The organism is Lacticaseibacillus zeae subsp. silagei (genome assembly GCF_030770335.1).
Taxonomy (GTDB): domain Bacteria; phylum Bacillota; class Bacilli; order Lactobacillales; family Lactobacillaceae; genus Lacticaseibacillus; species Lacticaseibacillus zeae.
Genome location: NZ_CP132484.1, coordinates 801,463 through 813,772 on the forward strand (window position 1 = coordinate 801,463; position 12,310 = coordinate 813,772).

The 12,310-nt window shown below is 47.8% G+C and carries 12 protein-coding genes and 1 rRNA gene; 10 read left to right on the plus strand and 3 right to left on the minus strand.

Annotated elements, in window-relative coordinates; translation table 11 throughout:
* Nucleotides 1–4 precede the first annotated feature (4 nt).
* The 7 genes from LACZS1_RS03770 (at nt 5) to LACZS1_RS03800 (ending at nt 5,998) form a co-directional block, all read left to right on the plus strand.
* A complete protein-coding gene (locus LACZS1_RS03770; protein WP_010493808.1) occupies nt 5–1,072 on the plus strand; it encodes a YibE/F family protein in 1,068 nt (355 codons plus the stop codon).
* Nucleotides 1,069–1,806 carry a YibE/F family protein gene (locus tag LACZS1_RS03775; RefSeq protein WP_070650583.1) on the plus strand — a complete coding sequence of 246 codons (738 nt, stop codon included), beginning with the start codon at nt 1,069–1,071 and terminating at the stop codon, nt 1,804–1,806. The genes LACZS1_RS03770 and LACZS1_RS03775 overlap by 4 nt, the downstream gene beginning before the upstream one ends.
* A gap of 1 nt (nt 1,807) precedes the next feature.
* Nucleotides 1,808–2,410 carry a metallophosphoesterase gene (locus tag LACZS1_RS03780; RefSeq protein ID WP_010493813.1) on the plus strand — a complete coding sequence of 201 codons (603 nt, stop codon included), beginning with the start codon at nt 1,808–1,810 and terminating at the stop codon, nt 2,408–2,410.
* A 100-nt stretch (nt 2,411–2,510) separates the two neighbouring features.
* Nucleotides 2,511–3,887, plus strand: coding sequence for a bifunctional metallophosphatase/5'-nucleotidase (locus LACZS1_RS03785; protein WP_274804301.1), 1,377 nt, complete (start codon nt 2,511–2,513; stop codon nt 3,885–3,887).
* Between the two features lie 66 nt (nt 3,888–3,953).
* Nucleotides 3,954–4,580 carry a YutD family protein gene (locus tag LACZS1_RS03790; protein ID WP_070650585.1) on the plus strand — a complete coding sequence of 209 codons (627 nt, stop codon included), beginning with the start codon at nt 3,954–3,956 and terminating at the stop codon, nt 4,578–4,580.
* Nucleotides 4,581–4,588: 8 nt separating this feature from the next.
* On the plus strand, nt 4,589–5,365 hold the full coding sequence (locus tag LACZS1_RS03795) for a TIGR01457 family HAD-type hydrolase (protein ID WP_070650586.1): 777 nt from the start codon (nt 4,589–4,591) through the stop codon (nt 5,363–5,365).
* Nucleotides 5,366–5,998 carry a TIGR01906 family membrane protein gene (locus tag LACZS1_RS03800; protein WP_070650587.1) on the plus strand — a complete coding sequence of 211 codons (633 nt, stop codon included), beginning with the start codon at nt 5,366–5,368 and terminating at the stop codon, nt 5,996–5,998.
* Between the two features lie 82 nt (nt 5,999–6,080).
* Here LACZS1_RS03800 and LACZS1_RS03805 read toward each other — a convergent pair whose 3' ends face one another.
* The 3 genes from LACZS1_RS03805 to LACZS1_RS03815 form a co-directional block, all read right to left on the minus strand.
* Nucleotides 6,081–6,734 carry a VTT domain-containing protein gene (locus LACZS1_RS03805; protein ID WP_010493822.1) on the minus strand — a complete coding sequence of 218 codons (654 nt, stop codon included), beginning with the start codon at nt 6,732–6,734 and terminating at the stop codon, nt 6,081–6,083.
* 86 nt (nt 6,735–6,820) lie between these two features.
* Nucleotides 6,821–7,324, minus strand: coding sequence for a phosphatidylglycerophosphatase A family protein (locus LACZS1_RS03810; protein ID WP_010493824.1), 504 nt, complete (start codon nt 7,322–7,324; stop codon nt 6,821–6,823).
* 44 nt (nt 7,325–7,368) lie between these two features.
* On the minus strand, nt 7,369–8,355 hold the full coding sequence (locus LACZS1_RS03815; RefSeq protein WP_047107428.1) for an NAD(P)/FAD-dependent oxidoreductase: 987 nt from the start codon (nt 8,353–8,355) through the stop codon (nt 7,369–7,371).
* A gap of 293 nt (nt 8,356–8,648) precedes the next feature.
* Here LACZS1_RS03815 and LACZS1_RS03820 point away from each other — a divergent pair, with 293 nt between their 5' ends.
* The 3 genes from LACZS1_RS03820 to LACZS1_RS03830 all read left to right on the plus strand — a co-directional run bounded on the left by LACZS1_RS03820 (nt 8,649) and on the right by LACZS1_RS03830 (nt 12,096).
* Complete coding sequence (locus tag LACZS1_RS03820; RefSeq protein WP_047107444.1) at nt 8,649–9,233, plus strand: peptidylprolyl isomerase; 585 nt, start codon at nt 8,649–8,651, stop codon at nt 9,231–9,233.
* A 63-nt stretch (nt 9,234–9,296) separates the two neighbouring features.
* Nucleotides 9,297–9,680, plus strand: a complete 384-nt coding sequence (locus LACZS1_RS03825; protein WP_010493829.1) for a CvfD/Ygs/GSP13 family RNA-binding post-transcriptional regulator — start codon at nt 9,297–9,299, stop codon at nt 9,678–9,680.
* Between the two features lie 846 nt (nt 9,681–10,526).
* A 16S ribosomal RNA gene (locus tag LACZS1_RS03830) occupies nt 10,527–12,096 on the plus strand.
* The last annotated feature ends 214 nt before the right edge of the window (nt 12,097–12,310 follow it).

Consider the following 12,310-nt stretch of genomic DNA (forward strand, 5'->3'; position numbering starts at 1 on the left):
CCGCGTGAAGTATTTAGGTAAATGGCTTATCCCGTTCGTCGCGGCGATCGCGGTTTTTATTGGCATGCAATTTGACAGCGGCTTTTATACCAAGCCAGTGGGTCAGGTTGAAGCAGTTAAAGTGGTCAAAACCACCAACCACCAAGACGAAGATCAAAACCATGACCGGCTGATCAAACAGCAGGTTCGTGTGCGTCTCCTGAATACCGCCAAACGCGGCAAACGCATCACCATGCATAATACATACTCGTTTAGCGGTGCGCTGGATAATGAACTTCGCGTGGGCGAGCAGGTTTTCCTGGATGTTGATAAAGGCGCCTATACCTTGAACAACGTGAAGCGGGATGCGATTCTGGCGGCACTGCTGGTCTTGACTTTTGGTTTGATCTTTTTGGTCATGGGCCGGCGAGCGTGGTTAACGAGCATTAGCATTTTACTTAACACGGTAATCTTCTTTGTCGCGGTTGAATGGGAGATCGGCAGTAAACAGTGGCAGGCATGGTGGCTATTTGTCATTTTGGCGGTGATTTTCACTGTTTTGACGGCAGTGTTCATTGTCGGGTTCAAGCCGATTGCGGCAACTATTTCATTGGGGACGTTGTTAGCCACCGCGGCTGCAGTGGCACTTGGCTATGGCATAATGGCCCTGACCAATTACAACGGTATTCACTTTGAAGAGGTCAAATACGCTACCCAGACGCCACAGCTTTTATTTTTCGGTCAAATTGTGATCGGCTCTTTGGGCGCTGTGCTAGACGAGGCGAGTGACATTTCGGTTGCGATTTTCCAGCTTCACGACACGGCCAAGGAGCGGTTTCGGGCAGGGATGGCTATTGGCCGTAATGTCATGGGACCGCTGATTTCGGTTCTGTTTATGATTTTCATCGCCGATACGTTTATGGAATCGGTTTTGTGGATTCGCAATAATAACTCGATTGCGCAAACGGTTATCTGGGTGATGGGGCTGGGATTTGCCCAGAGCCTCATCAGTGCGTTTGGCATTGTACTGGCGGTGCCGGTGACGAGCGGAATAGCGGCGATGATGGCTAAAATTAAGAAGGTGACAGCATGAACGTCATTCTTGCATTAGCCTTGGTTCTGCTTGTCATGATGTTTATTGTCGGCGGCAAGCAAGGCCTGTCAAATTTCTTTGCTTTAGCCGTCAACGCCTTGTTAATGATCCTGGTCGTCATTTTAATGGCCAGCGGGTTTAATCCGATTATTGTAGCCATTATTTTTGGGCTGATTATATTGGCCAGCACCATTTTCTTAAGCACCAGTCAGCTTTCTGTGGCCGGCCCGGCGTTTGTCTCGTCTTTATTAATTATGACATTGTTAGTCGGACTGATTCTTTTGACGATGACGTTAAGCCAGACAGCCGGGTTTGGACCGGAAGATTCCGAGGCGTTGGAAGGCTTTTCCGTGTATATCGGCGTCAGTTTCCCGCACATTTTGATTGCAACGACCTTGCTAGGCACGCTTGGAGCGATCGCCGAAGCAGCAATTGCCGTTGCAGCCGGAATGGATGAGATTAAGGATCAGGCAAGCGCTACCGGGATTAAACAAATGGGGCACGAGATTATCGGAACTGCTTTAAATACGCTGTTCTTTGGTTTCTTTGGCGGCTTTTCCTCTTTGTTTATCTGGTTTGCGTCACTGCGCTATCCATTTTCACAAGTGATTAATAACAAGATTTTTGTTGGCGAACTCTTGCAGGTCTTGATTTCGGTTATTGCCGTCATTTTGACCGTGCCGATGACGACTTGGGTGGTCACGACCAGACATGCACATCGCCGAAAGGAGTAATATGCAATATTTTATTGCGGACACGCACTTTTTTCATGCGGATCTTTTAGGAAACAACGATTTTGCTCCGCGCCTGTTTCCAACCGTTGAGGCAATGGACGCGGCGATGATTCAGGCATGGAATGCGCGCGTTGATGATCGCGATATCGTTTATCATTTAGGTGACATTGCCATGAATCCGGAGCATTTTCCCCAACCACCGGAAGTGTTGGCGATCCTATTGCAGCTGCACGGCCGGATTGTTTTTATAAAAGGAAATCACGACTACGAATCACTGTTTAAATTTCTTCATCGCCATGATCCGGGCGTGAACGGCTTGCCTAAGTTCACCTTCCATTCAGTTGGCACGATTATCAAGGATGACCATACGCAGTTTATCATGACGCATTATCCGTTGATGATGGGTATTGTGAAGCAGACGCTGAATTTACACGGCCACATTCACCACAATAGCGTCAATATTGCGGAGAATATCAATGTAGGCGTGGACGCTCCGGAACGGGATTTGTTAGTGCCGCATTTGCCTTTTGGCACCCCACTGACGGCGGCTGAAGTACACAAGATTTATCGGCTTAAAGCTGCGGTGTTGGCTAAGGAACGCTGAGCGCAATGTGATGTTTGACCCGTTGTCTTGCAGGGCATAGGATAAAACTAGGGTATTAGTTTAGAAATGTCACCTGAAAGACCGATTAGGGAGGTGCCTTGTGGAAAAGTTAGTGATTCTGCACACGAATGATCTGCATTCCCACTTTGAAAACTGGCCGAAAATTCGCCGGTTTATGTTGGGAACCCGCGCTGCAGAACAGGCAGAAGGGGCGAGCGTTTTAGCTTTTGACGATGGCGATGCGATGGATCGTTCGGTACCGCTAACCGAAGCAACGGACGGGCAGATTAATATTCAATTGTTGAATGAAATCGGGTATGACGCAGTGACCATTGGCAACAATGAAGGGGTCGGCAATCCGCATCAGGTGTTGGAGCATTTGTACGATCACGCTAATTTTCCCGTTGCACTGGCCAACTTGTTTGAGCCGGATGGTACGCGTCCGCATTGGGCCAAGCCCATTGTCATGAAACAGACACCGGCAGGGACGCGAATTGCCATTGTCGGCTTTACGGCACCATTTTTCCTGACATATCAGCCAAATGGGTGGCAGGTTAAGACAGTGGCAGACGTTTTTCCGGCGATTCTTAAACAGCTTGAGGGCACCTATGATGTTTTGATTGTGCTATCACATTTAGGCATTGAGTCTGATCGTCATTTAGCCCAGCAATATCCGCAGATTGATGTTGTGATTGGCGGGCATACGCATCACTTGCTTGCAGAAGGCGAATTACACGGGACAACGTTGTTAACTGCCGCCGAAAAGTATGGCCATTATGTTGGCAAGATTACGTTAACGCTGGATGATGACCACAAAATTCAGACGCGTCGTGCCGAAACCTTTCAAACCGCTTTATTGCAAGCAGCCGCAGCAGATCCGCGGGAAATTCAAGGTTATGAAAGTAAAGGCATTGCCTTGTTAAAACAGCAAAAAGTTGCTCGCTTGCCTAAACACCTGGCGATTCAGTATGATCGGCCATCACCGTTACTTGATTTTGGCTTGGCGGCAGTCGCTGATGCTGCTAAAACCGATGCAGCGATCCTGAATGCCGGCCTTTTTCTGATCCCACTCGGCCCCGGGATTGTCACCCAGGCTGATCTCCTGACATGTTTGCCCCACCCCATGCACCTACTAAAAGTAACTTTAAGTGGCAAAGAGCTATGGCGTCTGATCATGGAAATGGAAAAGAACCGCATGTTTCTCCGCCACTTTCACATGATCGGCATGAGCTTCCGCGGCAAAATTTTTGGTGACATCGGTTATCGTGGCATTTCGGTTGATCGAGAAAAGCGGACAGTTTTGTGGCATGGCGAGCCGTTGGTTCCGGAACGGCAATATACTTTCGCTACCGTCGATAACTTTCTGTTTATTCCGTTCTTCCCAACTATCGAAATTATGGGCAGCAATGAATTTCTTTTTCCAAAACTGATACGGCAGGTTGTTGGCGATTATATGGCAAAAGTTTTTCCTTTATAAATTCATGCTATACTTTTAGAACTATGGATTATCTGGTTTACCAGTACGAAAAAAGGAGGACGCGACTTGGCTGAACGCGAAGCATTGTCTGAACAAATTGATGTTGCCTTGACTCAGGCTACAACCAAAGATTTACGCGTCGTTAAGGTCGGCCACGACTTGGTAACGATTGATGGCCGCCGTTATCGCATCGTCAAAGACCACCGCGATGCTTTTGACGTTGAACGGTTGAACGAGCGATACAACGATATTCTCGATAAGTACGATTATATTGTTGGCGACTGGGGTTACGACCAGTTACGGTTGCGCGGTTTTTACAAAGACGATCGCCGCGGTGCCAGCAAGGATCAGCAGATCAGCACATTAGAAGATTATCTCTATGAATATTGCAATTTTGGCTGTGCTTATTTTGTGCTTGCCCGTTTGGATAAACCGGCAACTAAGGTAGCTGATCGGCGGCACGATCGGGAGCGAAAATCGGCGACAGGCAAAACCGCGCACCGGCAACAATCAAAGCCGACACAGCGACAACATCATGGCAAACGTAAGCCTTATGCCAAGGCAAACAAGCCATACACGGAAAAAACGACACGTTCGACGCATTTTCGTGGCGAACAGGCCAAAACAGTCAATCAGACACAACCACGCAAGCGGCATTTTACGATCCGTCAACGTGAGACTAACAAGAAGTAGGGACAGACTTGAAGTATAGAGGTTATATGATCGATCTTGACGGGACGATTTATCGTGGCAAAGAACGCATTCCGGCAGCTAAAGACTTTGTCGAACGGCTACAGGCGGCGCGGCTTCCTTTTTTATTTTTGACGAACAATACGACGAAAAGTCCTGAAGATGTGGTCAAAAATCTGGCGCAGAATCACGATATTCATGTGGCACCGGAGCAGATTTACACGCCTTCGCTTGCGACCGCGGCTTATTTGACTGATCTCAATCATGGCGATGTTTCCGGAAAGTCAGTGTATATCATCGGTGAGCTGGGGCTGAAGCAGGCGCTTTTGGATACGGGATTGCGGTTGAATGAAGTGGATCCGGATTATGTGGTAGTCGGGCTGGATTATGACGTGACTTACCATAAATTTGAGTTAGCCACATTGGCAATCAAACGCGGCGCTAAATTTATCGGGACTAATGCGGATACCAATCTGCCCAATGAACGTGGCTTGGTGCCTGGAGCAGGGTCACTGATTGCTTTAGTGGAACGCAGTACGCAGCAACGGGCGTTTTATATTGGCAAACCCGAACCGACGATTATGGAAAAAGCGCTGAAGAAGATGGGGTTGCCAAAAGACGCTGTCGCCATGGTTGGTGATAATTACAACACCGACATTAAGGCAGGGTTGAATGCCGGGATCGATACGATTTTAGTCTATACCGGCGTTTCTACCCGTGATTATGTTTCCAAGCAGGTCCAACAACCCACGCATCAGATTGATGCCTTGACGGACTGGGAGGTCTAAATGAAACGCATCGTTCATTGGCTGACGCTTTGGCTAGCGATTGTTAGTGGGGTCATTTTCGTGACGATTTTGAGCACGCTGCTGACGTTCCCGATTTATGCCCATATGGATAATCTGCCGCAAATTGCTGCCATGTCGCTGGGACGGTTGTACCATAATTATTTGCAACTCATGGCATACTTAGACTTGCCGTGGATTGGTACGCTGCATATGCAGGATTTCCCCACAAGCCTGCATGGCGCGCTTCATTTTGCCGATGTGCGCCATTTGTTTATTTTGGATCTTGTGATTGTCCTTGTGACGATTCCTTTTGCCATTCGGTGGGTGCGTCAGCTTAAAGCAGCCAAGAAGCGGTATTTGCTGGTCCGGCCGTTTATGATCGGGGCGGTGGTGCCGATCATCTTAACCGGATTGCTAAGCATTAACTTTGATCGTTTCTTCATCATTTTCCATGAGGTGCTATTTCGCAATCGTGACTGGCTGTTTGATCCGGGGACAGATCCGATCATCAATGTTTTACCTGAAGGCTTCTTCATGCTTTGCTTTCTCACGGCATTTGCCTTATTCGAGGCGATCATGGTATGGGGCATCTGGCGCGGTCGTCAAGATGCCCAGCGTCAGTCACCATTGTAAAAATCAAAAAACGCATGCTTCCAATATCGTTGTGACATTGGGAGCATGCGTTTTTGCATACCTAGAAAATTTGATGATTGGTTTAACGATCCACAACTTTAGCAGTGCGGGTTTTAACGGCAGCGATGACCATTGGCAAGAGTGAAATCAAAACGATGCCAAGCGCTACTAACGAAAAATGCTCTTTGACGAACGTTACGTTGCCGAAGTAAAAGCCGCCGAGTACACATAAGGTAACCCAGAGGAAGCCGCCTAATAAATTATAGTGGATGAACTTACCATAATGCATCCGCGAACCGCCTGACACAAACGGTGCAAATGTCCGAATGAGTGGCATGAAGCGGGCAATCGCAATGGTTTTGCCGCCGTGCTTGTCAAAAAACGCTTCGGCCTGCAGCAGCTTGTCGCGGTTGATCAGGCGGCCAAACCAGCCTTTACCGGTAGAAGCGGCCGACCCCACGCGTTTACCAATTTCATAATTCACCGTATCGCCTAAAACCGCGGCAGCCAAAAAGACTGCGAAAAGGATCCAGACATTTAAATTATAGGCGGCATTGGCAGCTAACGCACTGGCAGCGAACAACAGTGAATCCCCAGGTAGGAACGGGAAGACAACAACCCCTGTTTCGATAAAGACCATCGCAAAGAGGATGACATAGGTCCAAGGGCCGAAGCTATTAACGATGGTGATCAAATGCTCATCGATATGCAGGATGAAATCAAACAGTTGGGTCATTAGGTAAGCTCCTTTAATGAATTTACATTTCATTATACGGGATAATATGAAAATTTCATGAAACAAAGGCAAATTTTAGAAAAACGTCAATAAATATCGTCTTCGATTTCCGGATGCGAATGCGCCAGTCGACTAGCCGCCGCTGCCGCCATGGCTCCAACGATGTCATCAAGGAAGGTGTGGATAATCCCGGGCTCGTGGGCATTGAGCTTGGCCAGTATGCCTGGCTTAATCCGATCGATGTAGCCGTAATTGGTAAAACCAATTGAACCATAAACATTGACAATAGAAAAGGCCAAGACTTCATCGACACCGTAAAGCCCTTCATCTTCGGCAATGATTTTCTGCAAAGGCTCTTCAAGCTGGTTGGCCTCGGCTGCCTTATCCAGTGCAATACCGGTCATAACCGCATTTTGCACTTCGCGTTTGCGCAAAACGATTCGAACGTTTTGGGTTGCTTCTTCAATGGTTAAGTTAGGGATGAAACGTTCCTGCAAAAACATGACAAGTTCGCCGATGTCGCTTAAGTTAACGCCGCGCTCATGCAACAATTGGATCGTCCGTTCATAAAGCTTTTCTTCATTGGTCATAATCTCACGCTTTCCTTTAGGCTGGGTGGGGGTAAGGCTGATTATTATCGATAAAGCTGGGTACTGTGTAACGCTTGCCGCCGTTCCGGATAAAGCCGGCTAAGTGCTTCGTTAATGGCCGTTGGTGCCTCACCGAAGCCACTGGCAATCAGCGGTAGTTTTCCCGCATAACTGACGGCATCGCCAATAGCAAAAATTCCCGGGCGACTGGTTTGCATCTGGGAATCAACCAGAATGCCGTTACGATCGGTCTTAAACTGCCAAGCTTGGAGATGGCGCTTGTCGGTGACAAAACCATAATTAACCAGCAACTTATCGACTGTTAAAACCGGCTCATTGTCACCGCGAACTTCCTTTAACTGCAAGGCGAGCTTGTCATTTTCCTGTTTAACCGCCTCAATCAAATAAGGCGTATGAATGGCAACGCTGCTTTTTTCAAGTGCTGCCACACTTGCCTCGAGGCCCCTGAATTTAGCGCGCCGGTGAATCAGACTGACATGCTTGGCCACCGGCTCCAGCGCCAAAGCCCAGTCAATGGCCGAATCGCCACCACCGGCAATTGCCACGTCCTGATCGCGAAAGGTCTCCAGATCCTGAACAAAGTAAAACAATTGCCTGCCTTCTAATGCCGGATCGTAATCAACGGCCAGTTTACGGGGCGTAAACGCCCCGCCACCTGTCGCAACGATGACGGTTTTACTCCGGAAGTCGCCCTGACTTGTATGCAGAATAAACGTCCCGTCTTCTGCTTCATCAATCGTTTGCACTTCCGTAGCAGTTTTAACATCCGGGTGAAAATGCATCAGCTGCGTTTTCAGCTGTGAAACCAGATCTTTTCCGCTGACGTGGGGAAAGCCGCCAATATCGTAAAGAATTTTGGCTGGGTATAAATTACCGGTTTGGCCACCAAGTTCGTCCAGACTCTCAAGCAATAAGACGTCTGCCTGACGTAAGCCAGCATAAAAGGCGGCGAACATACCAACAGGCCCGCCACCAATCACAGTGATTTCATATACATGCTGCACTGACATTTGCAATGCTCCGTTTCTATATAGTATGACGTTCATACCCTACCATATTTTGCGAATAGTTACCAAGTTGACGAAGGCGGAGAATGCCGGCAATTTAGGGAGATTAAAGTGCCATAAAGCGCGGGCGTTGCGTTAATTGGGGAAAAGTGTAGAAAGCGCAGCAACTGATTTTTAATGCCAACGTTAAGGTTGTAGAAGGGTTCCGTCTATTCATTTAATTGGCGCGAGTTGCCGATGCTGGTATACTACGCCTAGAACGATGCACGTTATTTGACTAAAGAAGGAGAACGAACATGGACTATCCACAATTAGAACTGGCCGATTTCAAAGGTCCAAAAGCAATCTTTAAAACCAGCGAAGGGCAATTTGAAATTGCACTATTTCCGGAACAAGCCCCCAAAACCGTTGAAAACTTCGTCGGCTTGGCTAAAAAGAACTATTATGATGGCGTCATTTTTCACCGGGTCATTGAAGACTTCATGATTCAAGGCGGTGATCCGACTGGTACCGGCATGGGCGGAGAAAGCCTCTGGGGGAAGCCGTTTGCGGATGAATTTTCGAATCAGCTTTTCAACCTGAAAGGTGCCCTGTCAATGGCCAACGCTGGTCCCAATACGAACGGCAGTCAATTTTTCATCGTGACCAATACGCATTTGGACCCAAGCATGAAGGCTCAATTAAGCGAAGCCGGGTTCCCGGAACCGATTATTGACGCTTACCAACAAGGCGGGACGCCATGGCTTGATCATCGCCATACCGTTTTCGGACAGGTATTGTCAGGAATGTCAGTGGTCGAGAAGATCAGCAAAGTCAAAACGGGTGCCAACGACAAGCCAGTTGAGCCTGTGACGATTGATGCACTGACGATTCAAGACTGATATTGGTTGCAAGTGATTTTTAGGGTATACTCAAAGAGAAATCCAATGAAATGAAGTGTCAGAATGGAATATCGCATAGGAGATATCTTGACTGGCAAAGTCACCGGCGTCCAACCATACGGGGCGTTTGTGATGCTGGATGAGCACACGCAAGGATTAGTGCACATCTCAGAATGCCAGCATGGTTACGTCAAGGACACCAGCGATATTTTTACCGTCGGCCAGCGAGTTGAAGTTGTGATTTTGGACATCGACGAATATACCCATAAAATCAGTTTATCTTTGCGTGCTTTACAGGCGCCGCCTAAATTAAGTAAGAAGCGTCGCCGTAAGCACTATTGGACAAGTCGTAAATTTCACACCGGCTTTGCACCGATTGCCGCTCACTTAGATGGGTGGGTCGCTGAAGCACTTGAACATTTAAACGAAGAAGCCACTCAAAAATGAGTGGCTTTTTTCTTTCGTTGAGGCGGTAAGCAATTGTAAAAGCGTGAAGGCGCGGTAAGTGAGAGGAAGGGCAGGGCCGTTGAAAGCAAACTGACTTGTGCGGTTGCTTTGTAGGAAGTTAGTCGGATGTCAATGACGAGTCATGGTGCGAGAATGTTTGACTGATGATTTGTAAAGTTGATATAAACGCAGGTACCGCACATTTTAATGATGACCTGATATCGACAACTTAGATCGCTTAGCTAAGTAGGGTGATTACCGAGATTTGGCGGCTAAATGAAGTGGCGTTTATTATGTTAGGTATTTGGAAATTGACGTGGCAAAATACTTTCAGTGGCCGTTTTCCACAGTAGTCAGCGCAAACAGCTACATATCCGACTGTAAGCGTCATGAGTTAAATGAACTTTAAACGCATTTTACTGCATATTGTTCGCGATAAATGCGAATATTTATACAAATCGGATTAAAATGTTCGCCATTTATCGGAATTGGTAATTCTTTGAATTTCTGCTAATTTTTTGTTGACTAGATTGTTGAAGTGCTGGTATGATACTTGTTGTTGTCAAAACAAAGACGTCGATTCTTGACGGATGAAATAAACGACTCGTATGATGAAGTCGCAATTGAAATGGATTGAATAAATATTCACTCTAAAAAGTTGTTGACATGATACGTTGGTCATGATAATCTATCAAAGTTGTCTTTTGACAAAGTCGCCCTTTGAAAACTGAACAAAGTTTCGTTTAAATGTGCAGGGTCCTTGATACTTCGGTATCGAGGCAAAAAGTAACATTTGCGAAGTCAATTCGCTAGAACAACAAATCGAGCTATTCGAACAGCTCATATTTATATGAGAGTTTGATCCTGGCTCAGGATGAACGCTGGCGGCGTGCCTAATACATGCAAGTCGAACGAGTTTTGGTCGATGAACGGTGCTTGCATCGTGATTCAACTTAAAACGAGTGGCGGACGGGTGAGTAACACGTGGGTAACCTGCCCTTAAGTGGGGGATAACATTTGGAAACAGATGCTAATACCGCATAAATCCAAGAACCGCATGGTTCTTGGCTGAAAGATGGCGTAAGCTATCGCTTTTGGATGGACCCGCGGCGTATTAGCTAGTTGGTGAGGTAACGGCTCACCAAGGCCATGATACGTAGCCGAACTGAGAGGTTGATCGGCCACATTGGGACTGAGACACGGCCCAAACTCCTACGGGAGGCAGCAGTAGGGAATCTTCCACAATGGACGCAAGTCTGATGGAGCAACGCCGCGTGAGTGAAGAAGGCTTTCGGGTCGTAAAACTCTGTTGTTGGAGAAGAATGGTCGGCAGAGTAACTGTTGTCGGCGTGACGGTATCCAACCAGAAAGCCACGGCTAACTACGTGCCAGCAGCCGCGGTAATACGTAGGTGGCAAGCGTTATCCGGATTTATTGGGCGTAAAGCGAGCGCAGGCGGTTTTTTAAGTCTGATGTGAAAGCCCTCGGCTTAACCGAGGAAGCGCATCGGAAACTGGGAAACTTGAGTGCAGAAGAGGACAGTGGAACTCCATGTGTAGCGGTGAAATGCGTAGATATATGGAAGAACACCAGTGGCGAAGGCGGCTGTCTGGTCTGTAACTGACGCTGAGGCTCGAAAGCATGGGTAGCGAACAGGATTAGATACCCTGGTAGTCCATGCCGTAAACGATGAATGCTAGGTGTTGGAGGGTTTCCGCCCTTCAGTGCCGCAGCTAACGCATTAAGCATTCCGCCTGGGGAGTACGACCGCAAGGTTGAAACTCAAAGGAATTGACGGGGGCCCGCACAAGCGGTGGAGCATGTGGTTTAATTCGAAGCAACGCGAAGAACCTTACCAGGTCTTGACATCTTTTGATCACCTGAGAGATCAGGTTTCCCCTTCGGGGGCAAAATGACAGGTGGTGCATGGTTGTCGTCAGCTCGTGTCGTGAGATGTTGGGTTAAGTCCCGCAACGAGCGCAACCCTTATGACTAGTTGCCAGCATTCAGTTGGGCACTCTAGTAAGACTGCCGGTGACAAACCGGAGGAAGGTGGGGATGACGTCAAATCATCATGCCCCTTATGACCTGGGCTACACACGTGCTACAATGGATGGTACAACGAGTTGCGAGACCGCGAGGTCAAGCTAATCTCTTAAAGCCATTCTCAGTTCGGACTGTAGGCTGCAACTCGCCTACACGAAGTCGGAATCGCTAGTAATCGCGGATCAGCACGCCGCGGTGAATACGTTCCCGGGCCTTGTACACACCGCCCGTCACACCATGAGAGTTTGTAACACCCGAAGCCGGTGGCGTAACCCTTTTAGGGAGCGAGCCGTCTAAGGTGGGACAAATGATTAGGGTGAAGTCGTAACAAGGTAGCCGTAGGAGAACCTGCGGCTGGATCACCTCCTTTCTAAGGAAACAGACATTAAGTCTGACGGAAACCTGCACACACGAAACTTTGTTTAGTTTTGAGGGGACGACCCTCAAGCACCCTAGCGGGTGCGACTTTGTTCTTTGAAAACTGGATATCATTGTTGTAAATGTTTTAAATTGCCGAGAACACAGCGTATTTGTATGAGTTTCTAATTTAGAAATTCGCATCGCATAACCGCTGACGCAAGTCA